Consider the following 24,491-nt stretch of genomic DNA (forward strand, 5'->3'; position numbering starts at 1 on the left):
GGGCGAGCGAGGCCCCTTCGCAAAACACCGCGGAACCGGCTTCGCCGGCCCGCCGGTGTTGCCCCCGGCAGGGGGTGGGCGGCTACACGAAGTGAGCCAACCTGGGGGCGAGCCTACTGCTCAGCCAGTTCGTCCGCGCGGGCCTGCGCGGCGGCAAAGTCCAGGTCGCCCGAGTAGATCGCACGGCCGCAGATGACCCCTTCGACCCCGTCGGATTCGACAGCGCACAGCTTGTCGATGTCGGCCATGTTCGAGAGTCCGCCCGACGCGATCACCGGGATCGTGAGGGCCTGCGCCAGGCGCACCGTCGCGTCGATATTGATGCCCGACAGCATGCCGTCGCGGCCGATGTCGGTGTAGATGATCGACTCCACCCCGTAGTCCTCGAACTTCTTGCCCAGGTCGGCAACTTCGTGGCCGGTCAGCTTGCTCCAGCCATCGGTCGCCACCTTGCCGTCCTTGGCGTCCAAGCCCACGATGATGTGGCCGCCGAACGCGCTGCACGCGTCCTTCAGGAAACCGGGGTTCTTGACGGCGGCGGTGCCGATGATCACGTAGCGCAGGCCGTCGTCGATGTAGCGCTCGATCGTGTCCAGGTCGCGGATGCCGCCGCCGAGCTGCACGGGGATGTCGTCGCCGACTTCCCTCAGGATCGCCTTGATCGCCGCGTGATTCTGCGGCTTTCCGGCGAAGGCGCCGTTCAGGTCGACCAGGTGAAGCCGCCTTGCCCCTGCTTCCACCCATTTGCGAGCCATGGCGGCCGGGTCTTCGCTGAAAGTGGTGGACTGGTCCATATCGCCCTGCTTGAGGCGAACACAGTGGCCATCCTTGAGGTCGATCGCAGGAATGAGGAGCATGGTGCGAAATTGCTTGGAACGAGCGATGGAGTCGCGGGAAATCGAAGCGGGCGAACGTGAGTGGGTGGCAGGAAGCGGGATCGTACTCAGAATCCGGCAAAGCCCGCGACGGCAGGCCCGAGCCGGGCATTCGATGCGTTCACTGCGTCAAGGATTCCAGTGGAGGAAATTTCGATAGAGCTGCAGCCCATGGTCCGCACTCTTCTCCGGGTGGAACTGGGTCGCAAAAATATTATCGCGTGCAACGGCAGCGGTAAAGCGGTCGCCATAGTCTGCCTCGCCCACGCTGTGGTCGGCGTCAGCGGGCTTGGCGTAGAAGCTGTGCACGAAGTAGAAGTAGCTTTGGTCGGGGACGCCCGCCCAAACGGGATGCTTCCGCGACTGCCGAACCTGGTTCCAGCCCATCTGGGGGACCTTGTATCGGCTGCCGTCCGGCTGGAGGCGGCCCGCCAGCTCAAACTTGCGAACGTCACCGGGGATCAGGCCCAGGCCGTCGGTCGGCCCTTCGTCGCTGTGCGACAGCAACATCTGCATGCCCACGCAGACTCCGAACAACGGCTTGGAGGCTGCCGCTTCGACGACCGGCTCCAGCAGCCCCGAATCACGCAACTCGCGCATGCAGTCCGGCATGGCGCCCTGTCCCGGCAGCACGATGCGCGTGGCGTGGCGCACGACGTCGGGGTCTGAAGTGACGAACACCTCCACCCCAACCTGGTCGGCCGCATGCTGCACAGCCTGCGACACCGACCGCAGATTGCCCATGCCGTAATCGACGACGGCCACTGTGTTCTTGGTCATGGGAGAGCCTCCGCGCAGCAGCGCTGCGGCGGTCGCCTTGGGGCGGCCCGGCGGCTCAGAGCGAACCCTTCGTGGAAGGTATGACACCGGCGGAACGCGGATCGAGTTCCAACGCCGCGCGTAGCGCCCGGGCGAAAGCCTTGAAGACGGTTTCGCACTGGTGGTGCGCATTGACCCCCTTCAGATTGTCGATGTGCAGCGTGACGAAAGCGTGATTGACGAAGCCGTGAAAGAACTCGTAGGTGAGCTGGCTGTCGAAGGTCCCGATCATGCCGCTCGTGAAGGGAACATCCATCACCAGCCCGGGGCGGCCCGAGAAGTCGACCACCACGCGGCTGAGCGCCTCGTCGAGCGGAACGTAGGCATGGCCGTAGCGCCGGATGCCCTTCTTGTCACCCACGGCCTTGGCGACCGCCTGGCCCAGCGTGATGCCGACGTCTTCCACCGTATGGTGGCCGTCGATGTGCAGGTCGCCCTTGCAGTCGATATCGAGGTCGATCAGGCCATGACGGGCGATCTGGTCGAGCATGTGATCGAAAAAGCCGATCCCCGTCGACAACTTCGACCGGCCGGTGCCGTCGAGGTTGACCTGGACCGTGATTTTCGTTTCCGCGGTGTTGCGCGTGACGGACGCCGTACGCGCGCCGGCCGCGACGACTGCTTCGGGTGCCGTTGGAGTATTCATAGTGAGGCTTCAAGTGCCCCGAGCATCCGCGCGTTCTCGTCGGCGGTTCCGACGGTGAGGCGCAGGCAGTTCGCGAGCAATGGGTGCATTTTAGAAACGTTCTTGACCAGCACGCCGGCCGCCTTCATGCCCTCGAAGGTCTTTGCCGCGTCGGGGACCCGGACGAGGATCATGTTGGCCTCGCTCGGCCAGCTCTTCACGGCGGGCAGACGGGCCAGCGTCTCAAAGATCCGGGTTCGCTGCGCTCGAATGTCCGCGGCCTGTTCGGCGAAGACATCGGCGTGCTCCAGCGCGAAGAGCGCGCACTCGCAGTTCAGGACGCTGATGTTGTAGGGTGGCCGCACCTTGTCGACCTCGGCGACCAGCGCTGCCGGCCCCATCATGTAGCCCAGGCGAACGCCGGCGAGGCCGAACTTGCTGAGCGTCCGCATCAGCAGCACGTGGTCATGGCGCGTCACGCGGTCGATATAGCTCTTGCCGGCGAAAGGCTGGTAGGCCTCGTCGATGACGACCAGCCCTCCTTGCGCATCCTGCGCCTCGATGATCTTCTCGATCACGGCATCGTCCCACAGGTTGGCGGTCGGGTTGTTCGGATAGGCTAGGTAGACGATGGCGGGCTTCTCGCGCGCGATGGCGCTCAGCATCGCGCCCTCGTCCAGTTCGAAATCGGCCGTCAGCGGCACACCAATGAAGCGCAAGCCCTGCAGCTGGGCGCTCATCGCGTACATCACAAAACCGGGGACGGGCGCCAGGATTGCCGCGCCGGGCAGGTCGCAGGCCATGGCCAGGAGCGAAATCAGCTCGTCCGAGCCGTTGCCGAGCATTAGCGCGCAACCTTCCGGCATGGCGGCATATTTCGCCAGGGCGCGTTGCAGATCGGCGCCGCGCTCGCCCGGGTAACGATTCAGCGCGAGTGCGCCAAGGCGCTGGCCCAACGCCGCCTGCAGCGCCGGTGGCAGCCCGTGCGGGTTCTCCATCGCGTCGAGCTTGAGCATGCCGCGCGCGTCCTGGACGGCATAGGCATGCATGGATTGCACGTCGGCACGGATGCGGCCGAGTGCGCGGTTTGTCGCGGTCGTGGAAGTCATTGGTTCAAGGCGCGCAGCGGTAAGTGTTGCGCAGGGCAGCCGCCAGCACCAGTTGAACCGGCATGTCCGCTTCATAGCTGTCGGCATTGCGCGTCAGTTCGGCCTGGTAGAGCGAGCGTGCCATGGCGGGCTCGAGTTTGCGGCCATTGATGCAGAAACGCGGCTTCTGGTGCTCGCGCTGGTCGGCATCATTGGCTTCACGCAGGCCCTCCATCACGCCGACGAGATAGTAGTTGGCGTAGAGCTTGCCGTCCTTCTCGTTGGCTTCGAGGGTGCGAAGTTCGCGGATGGTCATGGCGTGGGCGGCGGCAGTCCATGCCAGCGTCGCCAGCACCAGCGTCTTTGCGAGCTGGCCGAATCGGATGCGTCTCAAAGGATCGTTCTCCCCTGTCTACCGTCAGCGCAGTCGCATGCGAGCTGCCTCGGCGTGCGCCGACAAGCCCTCGCCTTCGGCCAGCGTCGCTGCGACGCGCCCGAGAACCTGGGCGCCGGCTTCGCTGACCTCGATGAGGCTCGACCGCTTCTGGAAGTCGTACACCCCCAACGGAGAGCTGAAGCGCGCGGTGCCACTGGTCGGCAGCACGTGGTTCGGGCCGGCGCAGTAGTCGCCCAGGCTCTCGCTGGTGTACGCACCAAGGAAGATGGCACCCGCGTGCTTGAGCAAAGGCTCCCAGCGATGCGGCTCGCGGCTGCTCACTTCGAGGTGTTCGGGCGCGATCCGGTTGCTGATCTCGCAGGCCTGTTCCATGCTTCGAGTGTGGATCAGGGCTCCGCGCCCACTGAGCGACGCCGCGATGATCTCGGCGCGCGGCATCGACGGCAGGAGCCGATCGATTTCCTGCTGAACACGCTCGATGTAGGCCGCGTCGGGGCACAGCAGGATGCTTTGCGCCATTTCGTCGTGCTCGGCCTGGCTGAACAGGTCCATGGCGACCCAATCGGGCGGCGTCGTGCCGTCGGCGAGCACCAGGATTTCGCTCGGCCCCGCGATCATGTCGATGCCCACCGTGCCGAACACCCGGCGCTTGGCGGCGGCCACGTAGGCATTGCCGGGGCCGGTGATCTTGTCGACCGCCGGCACGGAGGCGGTGCCATAGGCCAGCGCTGCCACGGCCTGAGCGCCGCCGATGGTGAAAGCGCGCGTCACGCCGGCGACGTGCGCCGCGGCAAGCACCAGCGGATTCTTTTCGCCGCCCGGCGTCGGCACGACCATGATGATCTCGCCGACTCCGGCCACATGCGCGGGAATAGCGTTCATGAGCACGCTCGACGGATAGGCCGCCTTGCCGCCCGGCACGTAGATGCCCACGCGGTCCAGGGGTGTGACCTTCTGGCCCAACAGCGTGCCGTCGGCGTCGCGGTAGCTCCAGCTTTCGCCGCTCGCCTTCTTCTGCGCCTCGTGATAGCTGCGCACGCGGGCGGCGGCCGCCTCCAGTGCGGCGCGCTGGGCGTCCGGCAGCGCTTCGAACGCCTCGCGCAGTTCGGCGGCCGTGAGTTCGAGCGCGTCCATGCCGGCCACGTCGAGCCGATCGAACCGGCGCGTGTATTCGAGCACCGCCGTGTCGCCGCGACGCTGCACGTCTGCAAGGATGTCCGCTACCACCTGCTCGATCGCGGCATCGGCCTCAGCGGACCAATGGAGGCGCGCCTTGAATTCGGCCTCGAAGGTGGCCGAAGCGGTCGACAGACGGGCGGGGACGGCTTTCAGTTTCATGGCGCGTGCACTGTCACGAGGAAGGAATGGCCGATTCGAACGCGTCGACGATACGGCGGATCGCTTCGCGTTTGAGCTTGAGCGCGGCCTGGTTGACGACCAGGCGCGCGCTGATGTCCATGATGCGTTCGACCTCGACCAACTGATTGGCCTTCAGGGTATTGCCGGTCGACACCAGGTCGACGATGGCATCAGCCAGACCGGTCAGCGGAGCGAGTTCCATGCTGCCGTACAGCTTGATCAGGTCGACGTGCACGCCCTTGCTCGCGAAAAAGTCGCGCGCCAGGCCGACGTACTTGGTCGCGACCTTGATGCGCGAACCTTGCTTGACGGCCGAGGCGTAGTCGTAGTCGGCGCGCACCGCCACGCTGAGGCGGCAGGCCGCAATGCGAAGGTCGAGCGGCTGGTACAGGCCCTGGTTGCCGTGTTCGAGCAGAACATCGAGCCCGGTGACGCCGAGGTCCGCCCCACCATACTGCACGTAGGTCGGCACATCGGAGGCACGCACCAGCACGACCCGGACATCCGGCCGCGTGGTCGCGAGGATCAGCTTGCGGGATTTCTCTGGGTCCTCCGTCACCTCGATGCCGGCGGCGGCCAGCAAGGGCAAGGTTTCCTCGAAGATTCGACCCTTCGAGAGCGCCAGCGTGATCATGGCTGCACCTCGGCAGGCCCAGCGACCCGCTCGATGTCGGCCCCGAGACCGCGGAGCTTGGTTTCCATGCGGTCGTAGCCGCGATCGAGGTGATAGATGCGATCCACCAGCGTCTCGCCGTCAGCGACAAGCCCGGCGATCACGAGGCTCGCCGATGCGCGCAGGTCAGTGGCCATGACAGTCGCACCGGACAGCTGCGGCACCCCCTCGATCACGGCCACCTTGCCGTCGGTCTGGATCCGGGCACCGAGGCGCAGCATCTCGTCGACGTGCATGAAGCGGTTTTCGAAGATCGTCTCGGTCACCGTCGAGGTCCCCGCGGCGATCACGTTGAGCGCCATGAACTGCGCCTGCATGTCTGTCGGGAAACCCGGGTATTCGGTCGTGCGAAAGCTCTGCGCCTTGAGACGGCCCCGGCTTTGCACGCGAATACCGCCGTCGACCGCGATCACTTCCGCGCCGGCGGCACGAAGCTTTTCGATCACGGCATCGAGATGCTCGGCCCTGCCGTGCTTGAGAAAGACATCGCCGCCGGTGGCCGCCACGGCGCACAGGAAGGTGCCCGCCTCGATCCGGTCCGCCACCACCTGGTGCGTGCATCCGCGCAGCTTGTCCACGCCTTGTATGCGGATGCGGCTGGTGCCGTGCCCTTCGATCTTGGCGCCCATGGCGATCAGCATCTCGGCAAGGTCCGCAATCTCAGGCTCCTGGGCGGCGTTTTCAAGCACTGTCTCGCCCTCGGCGAGCGCCGCAGCCATCAGGAAATTCTCGGTACCGGTGACGGTCACCATGTCGGTCGTGATGCGCGCGCCGTGCAGGCGCTTGCGGCCACCGCCGATGCTGGCGACCATGTAGCCGTGTTCGACCACGATCTCGGCGCCCATGGCCTGCAGGCCCTTGATGTGCTGGTCGACCGGGCGCGATCCGATGGCGCAACCGCCCGGCAACGACACCTTGGCCCTGCCGAAGCGCGCCAGGAGCGGTCCCAGTGCGAGCACCGACGCCCGCATGGTCTTGACGAGTTCGTAGGGTGCTTCGGGCACCTCGAGCGATCGTGCGTTGATGCGCACGGTCCCGTTGTCGTCGCGATCGGCTGCAACGCCCATGTTGTGGACCAGCTTGAGCATGGTCGCGACGTCCTTGAGGCGAGGCACGTTGTGCAGCGTGACCTGTTGATCGGTCAGCAGCGCCGCGCAGAGTTCGGGCAAGGCGGCGTTCTTGGCGCCGGAAATGAGTACCTCGCCGCGAAGCGTACGCCCGCCGCGAATCAGAAGTTTGTCCATGTGGAATCCAGCGGAGGTCTAGCGGGAAGGCGAAGGAGTCTGGCTCGCCCATTCGGCGGGCGTGTAGGTTTTCATCGAAAGCGCATGCACTTCGTCGGTATGCATTTTGGCACCCAGGGTGGCGTAGACACGCTGATGCCGCTGGATGGGGCGCTTGCCCTCGAACTCTGCCGAGACGATCGTGGCGTACCAGTGACGGCCATCGCCCTCGAGCGCGATGTGCTCGCAAGCCAAACCTGCCGCAATGATCGATTGAAGTTCTTCAGCAGTCATAGTTGTTGCTCGCCCCCAGGCTGTGCGTACTTCGTGTCGCTTCGCCAACCCCCTGCAAGGGGGTGGGCGGCCACACGAAGTGGGCAAGCCTGGGGGTGTTTCATGTTATCCGCGAATCTTGTAGCCGATGCGCAGCAAGTGCACTGCGATCGCGCTCACCACCAGCCAGGCACTGCCGACGATCGCGAGACTCAGCCAGGGCGAAGCATCGCTGACCCCGAAGAAGCCGAAGCGGAAGCCGTCGATCATGTAGAAGAACGGATTGAGGTGGCTGACGGTCTGCCAGAAAGGAGGGAGCGAGCCAATGGAATAGAACACGCCCGACAGGAAGGTCATGGGCATGATCAGGAAATTCTGGAACACCGCCATCTGGTCGAACTTCTCGGCCCAGAGCCCGGCAATCAGCCCCAGCGTACCCAGGATGGCCGCACCGAGGAAGGCGAACACGGCGATCCACCACGGCGCGACGAATCCCGGCAGGGCGAACAGCGCCGTCACCACGAACACGCCCAGTCCCACCGCCAGCCCGCGCACGATCGACGAGCCGACATAGGCGAAGAACCAGCCCCAATGGGACAGCGGCGAGAGCAACACGAACACCAGGCTGCCCATGATCTTGCTCTGGATGATCGACGACGAACTGTTGGCAAAGGCGTTCTGCAGCACGCTCATCATCACGAGCCCGGGCACCAGGAAGGCCGTGTAGCTCACCGTCCCAAAGACCTTGACGTGGTCTTCGAGCACATGTCCGAACACCATCAGATAGAGCATCGCGGTCAGCACCGGAGCGCCGACGGTCTGGAATCCCACCTTCCAGAAGCGGAGCGTTTCCTTGTAGAGCAGGGCGCGCCATCCCAGCGCATTCACCATCATCTTGCAACCTCCAAGGGGGTCTGCTCGCCAGCCATCAGGTCGATGAAGACGTCTTCCAGGTCAGCCTTGCGCATCTCGACATCTTCAACATCCAGTCCCGCTTCGCGGATTGCAGCCAACAACTGCTCGACCTCGAGCGCATTCTGCGCGGGCAACTGGACGATGCGTCCGGTGACACGCGCATGCTGCGCGATTGACCATGGCAGCATGCCGTCCGTCTTGAAGCGCAACACGTTGCTGGCGGCGGACCGAAGCAATTCGCTCGTACGGTCCAGCGCAATCACGCGGCCCAGCTTCAGCATGGCGATGCGATGGCACAGCGCCTCGGCTTCTTCCAGGTAGTGGGTGGTCAGCAGCACGGTGCTGCCCTGTTTGTTGAGTTTGGCGACGAACTGCCACAGGGTCTGGCGCAGCTCGACGTCCACGCCGGCGGTCGGCTCGTCCAACACGATCACGGGCGGCTTGTGCACCAGCGCCTGCGCCACCAGCACACGGCGCTTCATGCCGCCTGAAAGCTGGCGCATGTTCGCGTTGGCCTTGTCGGCGAGCCCGAGGTTGTGCAGAAGCTCGTCAATCCAGTCGTCGTTGTTCTTGATTCCGAAATAGCCCGACTGGATGCGCAATGCCTCGCGCACATTGAAGAAGGGATCGAAAACCAGCTCTTGCGGCACCACGCCGAGCTTCCGGCGGGCCTCTGCGTACTGGCGCTGCACGTCGAAGCCGTGCACGCTGATGGCGCCTTCGGTCGGACGCGAAAGTCCGGCGAGCATGCTGATCAAGGAGGTTTTTCCCGCGCCATTGGGGCCGAGCAGGCCGAAGAATTCGCCTTCTTCGATCTGGAAGCTCACATTGTCGACCGCGCGCAGACCCGGTATTCCCTGGGCCCGTTGCTGGCGTGAGGCAGGATAGGTCTTGGAGACCGATTGAAAGGAGATCGCGGGCATGGGAACCGAGCATTTTATGCTCGCCCCCAGGTTGGCTCACTTCGTGTAGCCGCCCACCCCCTACCGGGGGCGCCGCCTACGGCCCGGCAAAGCCGGTTCCGTGGCGGCCCCGATCGGGCGCGCCGCGCAGCCGTGAGCACAGCGCCGCTTCTCGGCCGGCGAAGCCAGGCCCGTTGGTGAAACACCGCGGAACCGGCTTCGCCGGGCCGCTGGTGTTGCCCCCGGTAGGGGGTGGGCGGCTACACGAAGTGAGCCAACCTGGGGGCGAGCAAAAGCTACGGCGCGGCCGGCAAAAGGCCCGCTACACCGTACAAAGAAGCGAGTTCTCGCAAACGCGGGGGCAGGCCCTTTACCGCAAAGCCGCGCCCGAGGGCGCTCGACTCGCGCCGGCATTCGAGAAGCACCGCCAGCGCCGAAGAATCGAAGTGGGTCAGCGCGGTGGCATCGACCACCGTGGCGGTATCCGTTTGGCCGGCAAGCCCCCGCTGGAGCATGTACACGCAAGCGGGCGCCTCATCATGGGTCAGCTTTTGCGGGAGCACGAGCATGCCCGATCAGCCCTTACCGTTGGCGACATTGCTCTTGTTGCGAGCCACCAGCGCATCGATCAAGCCGTCGATGCCCTTGCTGTTGATCTGCTGCGAGAACTGGGTGCGATAGGTCTCGACCAGCCAGACGCCCAGCACATTGATGTTGTAGATCTTCCAGCCGCCGGCTTCGCCGGGCGTTTTCTCGAGACGGTAGTCCAGTTGCACCGGATCACCGCTGCCGCGGATTTCCGTCCGGACAAGCACTTCCTTTTCGTCCGGCGACCCGCGGAAAGGCCGCACGCTCACGGTTTGATTGCTGACCTGGTCAAGCGCGCCCGCATAGGTACGCACGAGCAGCTTCTTGAATTCTTCTTCCAGCCGCTGCTGCTGTTCCGGTGTGGCCTGCCGCCAAGCGGGCCCGACCGCCGAAGCCGTCATGCGCTGGAAGTTCACGTTCGGCATGATCTTGGTGTCGACCAGGGCCATGATCTTGTTGATGTCGCCAGCCTTGATCGATTTGTCGGCCTTGATGGTGTCGAGCACGTCCGCGGAGATGCGCTTGACCAACTCGTCCGGCGATTCGTCGGCTGCGTGAACGGGCTGAACGAATGTCAAGGCCGCGCCGGCCATGAGCAGGCCGGCGAGCGCAAGGCGCCCCAAAGAGCGGCGTTGAAGAATCTGATTCATTGATCTAGTCCCTTGTTTCAAGTCTCGAATCGGTCGAGCGGCCCGTTGGAGGCCGCCCCGCTCGCCAGGGTTCCATAGCGCAAGATGGTCGCTGCAACTGAATGCAAGCCACGCAGCGGCCCAGCAACTTCACTCGTCGGGCAAGTTGCCGTCGTGGATCTCGTTGCGCCGGCGCTGCAGGAACGCATCGCGGGTGAACGAATATCTATCAAGCGCGGCATCCTGGAGCAACTGCCCTGCGCGCAACAGGTTGGAGCGGAGGTCCACCAGGCGAAGTGCATACATGGAGTTTCGCAACGGAATGTTGGTCACATAGTTGACCGGGTCACCGTTGACATCGATTGGGAGCGCCGCAGCATCTCGCACCGTCGACGGGCCCAGCAGCGGCAGCACCAGGTAGGGGCCGCTCGGTACACCCCAGTAACCCAGTGTCTGGCCGAAATCCTCGGTGCGGCGGTCGATACCGGCCTCGGTGGCGATATCGAGCAATCCGCCCAATCCGAAGAACGTGTTGACGTTCACGCGCATGAAGGTCTGGGCGCTGTCCTGCAGCTTGAGTTGCGCCACGCTGTTGGCGAAGCTCCACACGTCCGACAGATTGCTGAAGAAGTTGTTCACGCCCGTGCGAACCGGTGAGGGAAGAACCTGCCGGTAGACGGTTGCGACCGGCCGCAGCACGGCGTCGTCGACGGTGTCGTTGAAGCGTGCGACCTGGCGATTGAGCGGTTCGAGCGGATCGGCCGGATTGGCGTTCGGACCCGTCGCGCAACCCGCCAACAGGGCAAGCGCAAGCGCGATCGGCAAGGCGAAAGGGGATCGTGGGTTCATTTTTTGTTGGAGTTGCCAGACGGCGAACTACCCTCTGCCGCCTTGCTGTATAGAAACTGCCCGATGAGATTTTCCAGCACGACAGCCGATTGCGTCGCGGTGATCACGTCGCCAGCCTGGAGATTCTTCTCATCAGCGCCAGCTTCGATTCCGATGTACTGCTCGCCAAGCAAGCCGCTGGTCAGGATCTTGAGCGAACTGTCCTTCGGAAAACTGTATCGGCTTTGCAGCGCAATCGTGACGCTTGCCTGAAAGTTCTTGTCGTCGAACGTGATCGATTCGACACGCCCGACAACCACGCCCGCGCTCTTGACCGCTGTCTGTAGCTTCAGGCCACCGATATTGTCGAAGCGAGCGGTCACTGAATAGGTCTTCTGGAAGTTCAGGCTCAAGAGATTGGCCGACTGGAGCGCGAGAAAAAGCAGCGCTGCGGCGCCGATCAGCACGAACAGGCCGACCCAGATGTCTTTGTTGGAACGTTGCATGTCTTGCACTCTCTGATCGATTTTTCTAGATGCTGAACATCATGGCGGTCAGCAGGAAGTCGAGGCCCAGCACCGCGAGCGAGGCAACGACAACGGTCCGGGTCGTGGCGCGCGAGACGCCTTCGGGAGTCGGTTGCGATTCGTAGCCTTGCAGCAGCGCGATGAAGGTGACGGTCAGGCCGAACACGACGCTCTTGACGACCCCGTTGCCAACATCCCTCCACACATCGACGCCACTCTGCATCTGGCCCCAGAAAGCGCCCGGATCGACCCCCAGCATCAGGACGCCGACGACATAGCCACCCAACACACCGACAGCACTGAATACTGCAGCCAGTAGCGGCATCGTGATGACCCCGGCCCAGAACCGCGGCGCAAGAATGCGCTGCACTGGATCGACTGCCATCATTTCCATCGCGCTGAGTTGCTCACCGGCCTTCATCAGGCCGATTTCCGCGGTCAGCGAAGTGCCGGCCCTGCCCGCGAACAGCAAGGCGGCAACCACCGGGCCGAGTTCGCGCACGAGGCTCAGAGCGACGAGCAACCCCAGCGCCTCCGAGGAGCCATAGCGCTGCAGCGTGTAGTACCCCTGCAGGCCCAGCACAAAGCCGACGAAGAGCCCGGACACGGCAATGATCGCGAGCGAGTAGTTGCCCAGGAAATGGATCTGGTCGCGCACCAACCCGAAACGACGCAGGCTGCCTGCACCGCGGAAGGACAGCCGCAGGAAGAGGCGGGCGCCCAGACCCAGATCCGCGAGCTTGCTGCGCACGGCAAAGCCGATGTCGGATGGCCGATACCAACTCATGCACGCCCTCCGTGGGCGTTGCCGAAGTCGTCCTCGATGGCCACCGCCGGATAGTGGAAGTGCACGGGTCCTTCGGGCAGTGCATTGACGAACTGATGAACCAGCGGGTCCTCGCTCCGACGGACTTCTTCCGGACGCCCTTGCGCTGCGATGCCGCCGTTGGCAAGGATGATCACGTGATCGGCGATGCGGAAGGTTTCCTCGAGGTCGTGCGAGACGACGATGCTGGTCAGGCCGAGCGTGTCATTGAGTTGCCGGATCAGTCGGGCCGCCGTGCCCAGCGAGATGGGGTCGAGACCCGCGAAGGGCTCGTCGTACATGACGAGATCGGGGTCGAGCGCGATCGCCCGGGCCAGCGCCACGCGCCGCGCCATGCCGCCTGAAACCTCACTGGGCATCAGCTGCCTCGCACCGCGCAGGCCGACTGCATCGAGCTTCATGAGCACGATGTCGCGAATGAGGGATTCGGAAAGGGCGGTGTGTTCCCGAAGGGGAAAGGCGACGTTGTCGAAGACGCTCATGTCGGTGAAGAGCGCACCGAACTGGAACAACATTCCCATGCGACGCCGAGCGGCGTAGAGCGCATCGGAACCGAGCTTGCCGATGTCCTGGCCGTTTACCAGCACCTCGCCGCGCTGTGCCCTCAACTGGCCGCCGATGAGACGCAGGACAGTCGTCTTTCCGCCGCCCGACGCACCCATGAGGGCCGTCACCTTGCCGCGCGGGACGGAGAACGAAACGCCGTCGAGGATCGCACGTGCACCGTATCCGAAGGCGACATCGTGAAATTCGACGAGTGAATTGGGAGGGGTTAGGTCCATGGCAAATGAAAAAGCCGGGGCGCCCTTGAAGGCATCCCGGCTCGCGGTACGGCGCCAATGATACGGGAAGCACAGGCACCCCGCCGCCCAGCGCCGCCTCCCCCTCGCGGCTTCAGCGCGGCAGGTCGCTGAAGCCCATCAGGAATTCGTCCACCGCGCGCGCCGCCTGCCGGCCCTCACGGATAGCCCAGACCACAAGCGACTGACCACGGCGAATGTCGCCGGCCGCGAATACCTTGGGAACGTTGGTCGCATAGCCGCCGATGAAGTCCACGCTGGCCTTGGCGTTGCCGCGCGCGTCCTTCTCGACGCCGAAGGCGTCCAGCACATTGCTGACGGGGCTGATGAATCCCATCGCCAGCAGCACGAGGTCGGCCTTGAGCACTTGCTCGCTGCCGGGAACCTCGATCATCTTGCCGTCCTTCCACTCGACGCGAACCGTCTTGAGGCCGGTGACCTTGCCTTTTTCGCCAATGAACTCCTTGGTCGAGATTGCGAACTCGCGTTCGCAGCCCTCTTCGTGGCTGGAGCTCGTACGCAGCTTGTAGGGCCAGTAAGGCCAGGTCAAAGGACGATTTTCCTCTTCCGGCGGCTGCGGCAAGAGTTCGAACTGGGTGACGCTGACCGCGCCGTGGCGGTTGCTGGTGCCCACGCAGTCGGAGCCGGTATCACCGCCGCCGATCACGATCACGTGCTTGCCGTCGGCCCGGAGCTGACCCTTGACCTTGTCACCCGCGTTGATCTTGTTCTGCTGCGGCAGGAATTCCATTGCGAAATGGATGCCATCGAGATCGCGGCCGGGCACGGGCAGGTCACGCGACTGCTCGGCGCCGCCGGTCAGCAGCACAGCGTCGAACTCCTTGTCGAGTTGCTCGGGCGTGACGGTTTCCTTGGCCCAGTTGGTGACCTTGGAGCCCTTGCCCAGCGGGTCCTTGGCAGCACCGACCATCACGCCGGCACGGAAGGTCACGCCTTCAGCCTTCATCTGCTCGACGCGACGATCGATGTGGACCTTCTCCATCTTGAAATCGGGGATGCCGTAGCGCAGCAGGCCACCGATGCGGTCGTTCTTCTCGAAAAGCGTCACATCATGGCCGACACGCGCCAGTTGCTGCGCCGCCGCCATCCCGGCCGGGCCGGAGCCGACCACTGCAACCTTCTTGCCCGTCTTGTGCTTGGCCGGCCGCGGAGCGACCCAGCCTTCGTCCCAGGCGCGATCGATGATCGCGTGCTCGATCGACTTGATACCTACCGGATCGTCATTCACGTTGAGTACACAAGCCGCCTCGCAAGGCGCGGGGCAGATGCGTCCGGTGAACTCCGGAAAATTGTTGGTCGAATCAAGCACCACGAAGGCGCTCTGCCAGTCAGTGCGATAGACCAGGTCGTTGAAGTCAGGAATGATGTTGTTGACCGGGCAGCCGCTGTTGCAAAACGGCGTGCCGCAATCCATGCAACGCGCACCCTGCACCTTCGCCTGCGTCTCGTCGAGTCCGACAACGAACTCCTTGTGGTGCTTGACCCGTTCCTCGATGGGCTTGTAGCCCTCCTCGATACGCTCATGCTCCATGAAGCCGGTGATTTTTCCCATCGTGTTGTCCTCTGTTCTTCGTTCTCGTTGCCGTCAGACCGCAGCCACCGGTTTGGCGGTCGTTGCTGCGTGCGGCTCCATGCCCGCATGTGCGTTGTTGCCGCTGCTGGTCAGCTCGACCTCTCGGTCGTGCATCTCCGCCAGTGCGCGCTTGTATTCGTTCGGGAACACCTTGACGAACTTCGTGCGCGCGACCGCCCAGTTGTCGAGCAGTTCGCGTGCGCGCTTGCTGCCCGTCCAGCGGTGGTGGTCTTCGAGCAGTTTCCTGAGCTGCGCTTCATCGGTTTCGCCGTCGTGCCACACCTTGCGATGCACGCTCGCAACCTGCTCAGCGGAAGTCAGCACCTTGTCGAGCGACACCATGGAAAGATTGCAGCGCGACGCAAACTGACCGTCTTCGTCGTAGACGAAGGCGACGCCGCCGCTCATGCCGGCCGCGAAGTTGCGACCGGTCTTTCCAAGCACGGCCACCGTGCCGCCAGTCATGTATTCGCAACCATGGTCGCCGGTGCCTTCGACCACTGCCGTTGCGCCCGAAAGACGCACCGCGAAGCGCTCGCCCGCCACGCCGCAGAGGTAGGCCTCGCCGGTGGTCGCGCCGTAGAGCGCGGTGTTGCCGACGATGGTGTTGCGCGTCGCCTCGCCGCGGAAGTCCAGGCTCGGACGGACCACGACACGGCCGCCGGATAGGCCCTTGCCGGTGTAGTCGTTCGCGTCGCCGATCAAGTACAGCGTGATGCCGCGCGCCAAGAAGGCGCCGAAGGACTGTCCACCCGTGCCTTCGAGCTGGATGCGGATCGAGTCGTCCGGCAGACCTTGCGGATGCACCTTCGTCAACGCGCCCGACAGCATCGCGCCGACCGAACGGTTCACGTTGCGTGCCACTTCGATGAACTGGACTTTCTCACCCTTCTCGATCGCGGGACGCGAGCGCTCGATCAGCTTGTTGTCGAGGCTCTTCTGCAGCCCATGGTCCTGCGCTTCGACGTGGTAGCGCGGCACGTCGGCCGGCACGTTCGGTTGCGCGAACAACCGGCTGAAGTCAAGGCCGCGCGCCTTCCAGTGCTCGATGCCCTTCTTGGTGTCGAGCAGGTCCGCACGGCCGATCAGGTCGTCGAACTTGCGCACGCCGAGCTGCGCCATGATCTGGCGCACTTCCTCGGCGACGAAGAAGAAGTAGTTCACCACGTGCTCAGGCTTGCCCGAGAACTTCTTGCGCAGCACCGGGTCTTGCGTGGCGACGCCGACCGGGCAGGTGTTGAGGTGGCACTTGCGCATCATGATGCAGCCTTCGACCACCAGCGGCGCCGTCGCGAAGCCGAATTCGTCGGCGCCGAGCAATGCGCCGATGGCCACGTCGCGGCCGGTCTTCATCTGGCCGTCGGCCTGCACGCGAATGCGGCCGCGCAGGCGGTTGAGCACGAGCGTCTGCTGGGTCTCGGCCAAGCCGATTTCCCACGGGCTGCCGGCATGCTTGATTGACGACCAGGGCGATGCGCCCGTGCCGCCGTCGTGGCCGGCGATCACGACGTGGTCGCTCTTGCACTTGGCGACGCCGGCAGCGATCGTGCCCACGCCCACTTCGCTCACCAGCTTGACGCTGACGCTGGCGTGCGGTGCGACGTTCTTCAGGTCGTGGATCAGTTGAGCCAGATCTTCGATCGAATAGATGTCGTGGTGCGGCGGCGGCGAGATGAGGCCCACGCCGGGTACCGAGTAGCGCAGTTGACCGATGTAGTTGGACACCTTGCCGCCCGGCAGCTGACCGCCTTCACCGGGCTTGGCGCCTTGCGCCATCTTGATCTGCAACTGGTCGGCCGACGAGAGGTACTCGGCCGTGACGCCGAAGCGGCCCGATGCGACTTGCTTGATCTTCGAACGCAGCGAGTCGCCGTCCTTCAGCGGCAGGTCGACCTCGACGTTGGCTTCGCCGATCACGCTCTTGAGCGTGTCGCCCACCTTGATCGGGATGCCCTTGAGTTCGTTGCGGTAGCGGGCCGGGTCTTCGCCGCCCTCGCCGGTGTTGCTCTTGCCGCCGATGCGGTTCATCGCGACGGCCAGGGTCGAATGTGCTTCGGTGCTGATGGAGCCCAGCGACATCGCGCCGGTTGCAAAACGCTTGACGATCTCCGTCGCAGGTTCGACCTCGTCGACCGGGATCGCCTTGGCCGGATCGATCTTGAACTCGAACAGGCCACGCAATGTCAGGTGACGGCGGTTCTGGTCGTTGATGATCTGCGCGTATTCCTTGTAGGTGTTGAAGTTGTTGGCGCGCGTGCTGTGCTGCAGCTTGGCGATCGCATCGGGCGTCCACATGTGCTCTTCGCCGCGCGTGCGCCAGGCGTATTCGCCGCCGGCGTCGAGCATGTGCGCGAGAACCGGGTCATCGCTGAAGGCGGCCTTGTGCATGCGGATCGCTTCTTCGGCGATATCGAACACGCCGATGCCTTCGATGCGGCTCGCGGTGCCGGTGAAGTACTTTTCGACCGTCTCGCTGTTGAGGCCGATGGCCTCGAAAAGCTGCGCACCACAGTAGCTCATGTAGGTGCTGACGCCCATCTTCGACATGATCTTGGACAGGCCCTTGCCGACCGCCTTGACGTAGTTGTAGATGGCCTTTTCGCCGCTCAGGTCGCCGGAAAGGTCTTCGTGCATCGCGGCCAGGGTTTCCATCGCCAGATACGGATGCACGGCTTCCGCGCCGTAGCCGGCGAGCACGCCGAAGTGGTGAACTTCGCGCGCCGAGCCCGTTTCGACGACCAATCCTGCCGTCGTACGAAGTCCCTCGCGAACGAGGTATTGGTGGATGGCCGACAGCGCCAGCAGCGCGGGAATGGCGATCTGCGTCGGGCCGACACCGCGATCGCTCACGATCAGGATGTTGTGGCCGCCCTTGATCGCATCGACCGCTTCGGCGCACAGCGAAGCCAGCTTGGCTTCGACGCCCTCTTCGCCCCAGCCGAGCGGATAGGTGATATCGAGCGTGTAGCTCTTGAACTTGCCCTGCGTGTACTTGCCGATGTCGCGCAACTTCGCCATGTCGGCGAAGTCGAGGATCGGCTGGCTCACTTCGAGCCGCATCGGCGGGTTGACCTGGTTGATGTCCAGCAGGTTCGGCTTCGGCCCGATGAAGGACACGAGCGACATCACGATCGCCTCGCGGATCGGATCGATTGGCGGGTTCGTCACCTGCGCGAACAACTGCTTGAAGTAGTTGTAGAGCGGCTTGTTCTTGTTGGAGAGCACGGCCAGCGGGCTGTCGTTGCCCATGGAGCCGATGCCCTCTTCGCCGGCGGCCGCCATCGGGCTCATCAGGAACTTGATGTCTTCCTGCGTGTAGCCGAAGGCCTGCTGGCGGTCGAGCAGACTGACCTGGCTCGCCGGCGGCTGCACGGTCTCGGCTTCGACGCTGTCGAGCTTGATGCGCAGGTTCTCGATCCACTGCTTGTAGGGCTTGCTGTTGGCGAGGGTCGCCTTGACTTCCTCGTCGTCGATCATCCGCCCCTGCTCGAGGTCGATCAGGAACATCTTGCCGGGCTGCAGGCGCCACTTGCGCACGATCTTCTGTTCGGGCACCGGCAACACGCCGGATTCGGAACCCATGATGACCAGATCGTCATCCGTCACGCAGTAGCGCGAGGGACGCAGGCCGTTGCGGTCGAGCGTGGCGCCGATCTGGCGACCATCGGTGAACACGATCGAGGCCGGGCCGTCCCACGGCTCCAGCATGGCAGCGTGGTACTCGTAGAACGCGCGGCGGCGCGGGTCCATGGTGGCATGCTGTTCCCACGGCTCGGGGATCATCATCATCACGGCCTGGCTGATCGGGTAGCCAGCCATGGTGAGCAGTTCGAGGCAGTTGTCGAAGGTGGCCGTGTCGGACTGGCTGGCAAAGCTGATCGGATAGAGCTTTTGCAGGTCGGCACCGAGCACGGGCGAAGACATCACACCTTCGCGTGCCTTCATCCAGTTGTAGTTGCCCTTGACGGTGTTGATTTCACCGTTGTGCGCCACGTAGCGGTACGGGTGCGCGAGCGGCCACTCGGGGAAGGTGTTGGTCGAGAAACGCTGGTGCACCAGGCCCAGGGCCGAGACGCAACGCTTGTCTTGCAGGTCGAGGTAGTAGGTGCCAACCTGGTCGGCGAGCAGCAGGCCCTTGTAGACAACCGTGCGACTCGACATGCTCGGAACGTAGTATTCCTTGCTGTGCTTGAGCTTCAGGCGCTGGATGTTGGCGCTGGCGGTCTTGCGGATCACGTAGAGCTTGCGCTCCAGCGCGTCCTGGACGATCACGTCGTTGCCGCGGCCGATGAAGACCTGGCGCAACAGCGGCTCCTTGGCCCGGACATTGGGCGACATGGGCATATCGCGGTTGACCGGCACGTCGCGCCAGCCCAGCAGAACCTGGCCTTCGACCTTGATGGCGCGCTCCATCTCCTGCTCGCAGGCCTCGCGCGAGGCGTGCTCCTTGGGCAGGAAGATCATGCCGACGCCGTATTCGCCGGGCGGCGGGAGCGTCACGCCCTGCTTGGCCATCTCTTCGCGGTACAGCAGGTCAGGCAACTGGATCAGGATGCCGGCACCGTCGCCCATGAGTTTGTCAGCGCCTACTGCGCCGCGATGGTCCAGATTCTCGAGAATCTTGAGGCCCTGCAGCACAATGGCATGGCTCTTTTCGCCCTTGATGTGGGCCACGAAGCCGACACCGCACGCGTCGTGCTCGTCAGCGGCGGAATAAAGACCGTGTTGTTGGAGATGCTCGATCTCGGCAGCCGTCGTCATGGGCGTGCTCCTTCAGTTTTCGCAGGGAAAAGGAGCATATTGCTTTGCACAAATAATGCCAAACGCTTTAAATGGGGTCAGATCACTATTGATTCTTCAACAAGTCTGTCAACAAATTAAAGGGGACACATCAAAAACAGTAGCATGAATTCCTTGACTGGTAACGGTTTCAACCAAATGTTCAGTGTTTGCGCGAAGCTGGCGGCCGCCCAGGCCGGGCCTTGTGCAGGCGGCGACCTGTCGTTTTTTGTAACGAATCGAGGAATGTTCGGTCGCCCACCGCCCAGCCGTGGAGTGTGGCGTCTGTCAACGTGGCCTGATCCGCTCTCGAAACGCCGCCACGCACCAATTCGGCATACGCGGCTTCGCGGGCGAACGGCGTGTTTCCGAGCGCCCAGTAGAGCGGGTGCGGCGTCAGCAGCTTGTCTTGCCGCAGGCCGGCATAGTGTCCGTGACTCGACCAGGGATAGTCGCGCGCCTCGGCAACAATGCCCGCGCGTACCGGATTCAAATCGATATAGGCCATGCAGGCCAGCAGATAGCGATCCGTCTGGATCAGGGTGGACTTGTAGCGTCCTTCCCACAACGTGCCCGTCCGCCCATGCCGATCGTTGAAATACCGGACATAGCGCCGACCGACCGCCTGCATCCATTGCGGCAGTCCTTCTGCGGTGGAAGGCGTCGCCAATAGATGGAAATGGTTGTCCATCAGCACATAAGCGTGAAGAGCGACACCCGAAGCCACCGCGTTGTCACCCAGGAGCGCCAGAAACACTTCGTGGTCGGCCCGATCGACGAAGATCGCCTGACGATTGTTGCCACGCTGGATGACGTGATGCGGCTGATCGGCCAGGGTGAGGCGGGGCAGTCTTGCCATGTCGCTGATATGGCGGGCTCAGGAAAGCCTGAAGCGCGTCTCCATCAAGGACTCGAGGCCGAACTCCGCCAACAGATCGCGCAATCTTGCAGCGGCACTCGCCTTGCGCTGCCCGGTATGGCGCGCAATGATGAGTTCGTTCTTCATGCTGTGTTCCCAGCCGACCAGTTCGGTGACCGTGACCTGATAGCCATTCGCCTCGAGGTAAAGACAGCGCAACACATTCGTGAGTTGGCTGCCGATCTCGCGCGTATGGAGCGGATGCCGCCACAACTCCGCCAGGGGCGTACGCGAAAGAGACAGCGCCTTCGTCTGACGCAGGCAGGCCGCGATTTCGGCTTGGCAGCAAGGCACCAAGACCATGAAACGCGCCTCTTTCGCCAGACCGAATGCGATTGCATCGTCGGTGGCGGTGTCGCAAGCGTGCAGTGCGGTCACCACGTCGATCCGGGGCGGCAAGGCGGCAGAAGCTGCAGATTCCGCCACAGTCAGATTGAGAAACGACATGCGGCCGAAATGCAGCCGCTCGGCAAGCGCGCGTGACTTCTCGACCAAATCCGTTCGGGTCTCGATGCCATAGACATGCCCTCCCTCCCGCGCGCGGAAGAACAGGTCGTAGATGATGAATCCCAGGTACGACTTGCCCGCACCGTGATCGGCCAAGGTGGCCTGCGCGCCGTCCGCCGGCAGTTCTTGCAGCAGCTTTTCGATGAACTGAAACAGGTGATAGACCTGCTTGAGCTTGCGCCTCGAATCCTGGTTGAGACGACCTTCCCGCGTGAGGATGTGCAGTTCCTTGAGAAGCTCGACCGACTGCCCCGGGCGCAACTCGCTCAGCACTTCGGCTTCGGCCTTCAAGGCCTTTGCGGCCTTGTTCATGGCGCTGCGCCTCCGGGGCCGACGTCGAGCGCGTCCCACCCTGCAGCCCCGAGCGCCTCGAGCGTCTGGATGTTGCGTCCGAAGATCGCCTCGGCATCCGGAAAAGCGTCGACGGCTCGGCTCACGCTGTCCTCGCGAAGCAGGTGCAAGGTCGGATATGGCGCGCGATTCGTAGCATTCGTGATGTCTTCGGCGTCGGTGCCGGCGAACTGGAAGCGGGGATGGAAACTGGCGAGCTGGAATTGACCCTCGAAGCCTTCGCGCGCAAGACGACGCTCCGCACGGGCGATGAAATCATTGAAATCGAAAAAGTCTGCCAAGGTGTTCGGTGCAATCAAGAGTGTGGTGTCCCGCTCGGTAGGAGAACGGGCGGCGAGCGCTTCGGCTTCGGCCACCAATGCGTCGACGAGACCCGCTTCGTCGTTCGCCGTGTAGACCGCATAGTGAATCTGGCCCCTGACGTGCACCGCCTTGGCGAACGGGCATAGATTGAGCCCGATCACCGCGCGCTCCAGCCAGCGCCGAGTGCCAGCTTCGGCCTGAGAGGACGAAACAACGATCTCGGCGCTCATAAGGCAACCGTGCTCCGCACTGCGGTGCGAGCTTGCTTGGGGCGGCCCGGCGCGGCGCTCATGCTGTCCCCGCGCGTGGAACCGCCGGCGAGAGCCTGGCAGCGAAAGCGATGCCCGCCAACGAGCAGGCCAGCGTGACCGCCCAGGTCCACTGCCAGCCTCCGGCGCGGTGCGCGATCCATGCGACAACAGGCGGCGCGATGAATTGGCCGAGCGATGAAGCCTGCTGCATCATCCCGATCGTCGTCGATACCGTCGAAGGCCCCGGAGCGAGCCGCACGCCGAGCATGAACAACGTGGCCGGCACGACGCCCCCGCCGAGCGAGAACATGCAAACGGCCAGGTAGCGCAACGCTGGCGGAAGCCCGAGCGCATCGCGCGAATCGCCGATCTGCGCAAATGCCGCGACGCTTCCGAGCGCCATGACGACGAAGCCCCAGCGCATCAGTCGATCCGGTGCCACACCGCGCTGAAGAAGCCGTCCGCCTGTGACATTGCCGACGATGTTCATCGCGGCCGCAAGTGCCGTCAATGCGGCAGTCCAGGCCGCCGGAACCCCGGCTTCGACGTAGATCGCGGGCAGAAAACCGATCACTGCCATCCATTGCGAGGAATAGACCGCGAACGCCAGCGCGAGCGTCCAGGGTCCCCCAGCGCTGGCAGTGATGCGCAGACGTTCACCCCAGGCCTCTGTGGATACGCCAGCCGTCGGACGCCGGGAGTTGTCGCCCGGCACGACCAAGGCGACCCATATTGCGGCGGCGGCGGAAACTGCCGACAGGGTCCACCACCAGCCCTGCCAGCCGACCCAAGCGATCAGCGCCGGCCCGGCGAGCAATGCCAGTGCGACCCCGAGCGGCATATAGGCGCCCCACAACCCCATCGCGGCTTTCTCAGCGCTCGCGGGCGCCAACGCGCGGATCAATCCAGGTCCAGGCATCGCCGCCAGGAGAAAGCCGAAGCCTTCGAGCCCGCGGAGTGCGAACAACAGTGACAGCGCCTGCGTCTTGTCGTCGACCCAGAATCCGACCGCGCCGCCAAGCAAACTCGCGCAGGTGACAACAATCAGTCCGGTCAGCATGCTCCGCCGAAGCCCGATGACATCGGCAGCGAGTCCGACAAAAAGGCCGAGCGTCATGCCCGCGACCTGCACCAGCGAAAGCAGGAATCCGGCTTCGACCAGACCGATGCCCAGGTTGGCCTGGAGCGCCGGGACTGCCGGCGGCAATTTGCCGAGATGCAACGCAGCCGCAACGCCCGCGGCAACAACGGCGAGAGCGGCAGCAGGTATGCGGGTCTCGTGCCCGGCGGAAGCGCTCATTCAGCCCACCGCTGCCCCGTGAGGCGTTCGTATTCCCGGATCGCAAATCGATCTGTCATCCCGGCAATATAGTCCGCCACCGCGCGGTACCGGTCGCCACGCCCTGCATAGGCTTCGGGCATCTGGGCAGCGTCATCGACATAAGCGGCGAACAGCGATCGCACGACGCCCTGCGCCCGATTGGCGGTTTGCGCCACCTGGGGGTGCCGGTAGAGATTGCGAAACAGGAAGCGCTTGAGTTCGGTCGACTCCACGCGCATCGATTCGCTGAACAGGACCAACGGGCCCGCCTGCCGCACAGCGTCGGCGTCGGAAGGCGCCGTGGAGGCCAGCGCGGCGGTCGTCGCATCGATCACGTCATAGACCTGCGCGCTGAGCATCCGTCGGATCGTCTCGTAGAGAACACGTCGGCCTCGAAGCTCCGGATACTCGGCCAGCGCTTCGCGGCGGTACCGATCGAACAGCCCGACCTCGGTCAGCCGCTCGATGCCGATCAGCCCGGACCTCACGCCATCATCGATGTCGTGCGCGTTGTAGGCGATCTCGTCGGCGAGATTGCAAAGCTGTGCCTCCAGGCCCGGCTGCGTGCGATCGCAAAAGCGCCGCGCCACGCCACCTGGCTCCCGGGCCTCGATCCGCTCGGCGTTCGCACGCGAGCAGTGCTTGAGAATGCCCTCGCGCGTCTCGAAACTCAGGTTCAGGCCGTCGTACTGGGGATATCGATGCTCAAGTTCATCCACCACGCGAAGGCTCTGGAGGTTGTGCTCGAAACCTCCGTGATCCTGCATGCATGCATCGAGCGCGTCCTGGCCCGCGTGACCGAATGGGGTGTGCCCCAGATCGTGCGCCAGCGCGATGGCCTCGACCAGGTCCTCGTTGAGCCGGAGCGCGCGAGCGATCGAGCGTCCGAGTTGGGCGACCTCGAGCGAATGGGTCAGCCGCGTCCGGAACAGGTCGCCTTCGTGATTGAGAAATACCTGGGTCTTGTAGACCAGGCGCCGGAACGCCGTCGAATGCACGATGCGGTCGCGGTCACGCTGGAACGCGTCTCTTGTGGGCGCGGGCGCTTCGGCGTGTCTGCGCCCGCGCGATCGCGCGGGATGGCTGGCATAAGGCGCGAGGCTCACTTCAGGTGCGGCA

General features: G+C 64.1%; 24 protein-coding genes. All 24 read right to left on the reverse strand.

The genetic code is table 11. The features are described 5' to 3' along the window. Window positions 1-113: 113 nt before the first annotated feature. The 24 genes from hisA to AC1DN9_RS06830 all read right to left on the reverse strand — a co-directional run bounded on the left by hisA (window position 114) and on the right by AC1DN9_RS06830 (window position 24,478). Window positions 114-857, reverse strand: coding sequence for a 1-(5-phosphoribosyl)-5-[(5-phosphoribosylamino)methylideneamino]imidazole-4-carboxamide isomerase (gene hisA, locus AC1DN9_RS06715; RefSeq protein WP_478098476.1), 744 nt, complete (start codon window positions 855-857; stop codon window positions 114-116). Window positions 858-1,004: 147 nt separating this feature from the next. Then, window positions 1,005-1,655: an imidazole glycerol phosphate synthase subunit HisH gene (hisH, locus tag AC1DN9_RS06720; protein ID WP_478098477.1), complete on the reverse strand. Its 651-nt coding sequence runs from the start codon at window positions 1,653-1,655 to the stop codon at window positions 1,005-1,007. Between the two features lie 55 nt (window positions 1,656-1,710). Further along, entirely contained in the window at window positions 1,711-2,340 is a 630-nt protein-coding gene (gene hisB, locus AC1DN9_RS06725; protein WP_478098479.1) for an imidazoleglycerol-phosphate dehydratase HisB, read from the reverse strand. Then, entirely contained in the window at window positions 2,337-3,428 is a 1,092-nt protein-coding gene (hisC, locus tag AC1DN9_RS06730; protein WP_478098481.1) for a histidinol-phosphate transaminase, read from the reverse strand. The genes hisB and hisC overlap by 4 nt, the downstream gene beginning before the upstream one ends. A 4-nt stretch (window positions 3,429-3,432) precedes the next feature. Continuing rightward, window positions 3,433-3,801, reverse strand: a complete 369-nt coding sequence (locus AC1DN9_RS06735) for a hypothetical protein (protein ID WP_478098483.1) — start codon at window positions 3,799-3,801, stop codon at window positions 3,433-3,435. 24 nt (window positions 3,802-3,825) lie between these two features. Beyond that, window positions 3,826-5,142 (reverse strand): histidinol dehydrogenase, encoded by a 1,317-nt coding sequence (hisD, locus tag AC1DN9_RS06740; protein WP_478098487.1) that lies wholly within the window; start codon window positions 5,140-5,142, stop codon window positions 3,826-3,828. Between the two features lie 13 nt (window positions 5,143-5,155). Further along, on the reverse strand, window positions 5,156-5,797 hold the full coding sequence (gene hisG, locus AC1DN9_RS06745; RefSeq protein WP_478098489.1) for an ATP phosphoribosyltransferase: 642 nt from the start codon (window positions 5,795-5,797) through the stop codon (window positions 5,156-5,158). After that, entirely contained in the window at window positions 5,794-7,080 is a 1,287-nt protein-coding gene (murA, locus tag AC1DN9_RS06750) for a UDP-N-acetylglucosamine 1-carboxyvinyltransferase (protein ID WP_478098491.1), read from the reverse strand. Before murA ends, hisG begins: the two co-directional genes overlap by 4 nt. An 18-nt stretch (window positions 7,081-7,098) precedes the next feature. After that, entirely contained in the window at window positions 7,099-7,353 is a 255-nt protein-coding gene (locus tag AC1DN9_RS06755; RefSeq protein ID WP_478098493.1) for a BolA family protein, read from the reverse strand. A 105-nt stretch (window positions 7,354-7,458) separates the two neighbouring features. Further along, window positions 7,459-8,223, reverse strand: a complete 765-nt coding sequence (locus tag AC1DN9_RS06760) for an ABC transporter permease (protein ID WP_478098722.1) — start codon at window positions 8,221-8,223, stop codon at window positions 7,459-7,461. Continuing rightward, a complete protein-coding gene (locus AC1DN9_RS06765) occupies window positions 8,223-9,170 on the reverse strand; it encodes an ABC transporter ATP-binding protein (RefSeq protein ID WP_478098495.1) in 948 nt (315 codons plus the stop codon). The genes AC1DN9_RS06760 and AC1DN9_RS06765 overlap by 1 nt, the downstream gene beginning before the upstream one ends. A gap of 275 nt (window positions 9,171-9,445) precedes the next feature. Further along, window positions 9,446-9,718 (reverse strand): STAS domain-containing protein, encoded by a 273-nt coding sequence (locus AC1DN9_RS06770; protein WP_478098497.1) that lies wholly within the window; start codon window positions 9,716-9,718, stop codon window positions 9,446-9,448. A gap of 6 nt (window positions 9,719-9,724) precedes the next feature. After that, on the reverse strand, window positions 9,725-10,387 hold the full coding sequence (locus AC1DN9_RS06775; protein ID WP_478098498.1) for an MlaC/ttg2D family ABC transporter substrate-binding protein: 663 nt from the start codon (window positions 10,385-10,387) through the stop codon (window positions 9,725-9,727). Window positions 10,388-10,516: 129 nt separating this feature from the next. Beyond that, window positions 10,517-11,215: an MlaA family lipoprotein gene (locus AC1DN9_RS06780; protein WP_478098500.1), complete on the reverse strand. Its 699-nt coding sequence runs from the start codon at window positions 11,213-11,215 to the stop codon at window positions 10,517-10,519. Beyond that, the gene (gene mlaD / locus AC1DN9_RS06785; protein WP_478098724.1) at window positions 11,212-11,700 is read right to left on the reverse strand and encodes an outer membrane lipid asymmetry maintenance protein MlaD; all 489 of its coding nucleotides are present in this window, start codon (window positions 11,698-11,700) and stop codon (window positions 11,212-11,214) included. The genes AC1DN9_RS06780 and mlaD overlap by 4 nt, the downstream gene beginning before the upstream one ends. 25 nt (window positions 11,701-11,725) lie before the next feature. Further along, complete coding sequence (mlaE, locus tag AC1DN9_RS06790) at window positions 11,726-12,508, reverse strand: lipid asymmetry maintenance ABC transporter permease subunit MlaE (RefSeq protein WP_478098502.1); 783 nt, start codon at window positions 12,506-12,508, stop codon at window positions 11,726-11,728. Next, window positions 12,505-13,329, reverse strand: a complete 825-nt coding sequence (locus tag AC1DN9_RS06795) for an ABC transporter ATP-binding protein (protein ID WP_478098504.1) — start codon at window positions 13,327-13,329, stop codon at window positions 12,505-12,507. The genes mlaE and AC1DN9_RS06795 overlap by 4 nt, the downstream gene beginning before the upstream one ends. A gap of 112 nt (window positions 13,330-13,441) precedes the next feature. Next, window positions 13,442-14,920, reverse strand: coding sequence for a glutamate synthase subunit beta (locus AC1DN9_RS06800; protein ID WP_478098506.1), 1,479 nt, complete (start codon window positions 14,918-14,920; stop codon window positions 13,442-13,444). A 33-nt stretch (window positions 14,921-14,953) separates the two neighbouring features. Continuing rightward, entirely contained in the window at window positions 14,954-19,702 is a 4,749-nt protein-coding gene (locus tag AC1DN9_RS06805) for a glutamate synthase-related protein (protein WP_478098508.1), read from the reverse strand. Between the two features lie 181 nt (window positions 19,703-19,883). Next, complete coding sequence (locus AC1DN9_RS06810; protein ID WP_478098509.1) at window positions 19,884-20,579, reverse strand: transposase; 696 nt, start codon at window positions 20,577-20,579, stop codon at window positions 19,884-19,886. Window positions 20,580-20,597: 18 nt separating this feature from the next. Next, a complete protein-coding gene (locus tag AC1DN9_RS06815; protein ID WP_478098511.1) occupies window positions 20,598-21,458 on the reverse strand; it encodes a class I SAM-dependent methyltransferase in 861 nt (286 codons plus the stop codon). Continuing rightward, entirely contained in the window at window positions 21,455-22,030 is a 576-nt protein-coding gene (locus tag AC1DN9_RS06820; protein WP_478098513.1) for a DUF1415 domain-containing protein, read from the reverse strand. The genes AC1DN9_RS06815 and AC1DN9_RS06820 overlap by 4 nt, the downstream gene beginning before the upstream one ends. A 58-nt stretch (window positions 22,031-22,088) precedes the next feature. Further along, window positions 22,089-23,351 (reverse strand): MFS transporter, encoded by a 1,263-nt coding sequence (locus AC1DN9_RS06825; RefSeq protein WP_478098515.1) that lies wholly within the window; start codon window positions 23,349-23,351, stop codon window positions 22,089-22,091. Continuing rightward, window positions 23,348-24,478: a deoxyguanosinetriphosphate triphosphohydrolase gene (locus AC1DN9_RS06830; protein WP_478098517.1), complete on the reverse strand. Its 1,131-nt coding sequence runs from the start codon at window positions 24,476-24,478 to the stop codon at window positions 23,348-23,350. Before AC1DN9_RS06830 ends, AC1DN9_RS06825 begins: the two co-directional genes overlap by 4 nt. Window positions 24,479-24,491 lie beyond the last annotated feature (13 nt).

This window comes from Variovorax sp. 05L425 (assembly GCF_056397705.1).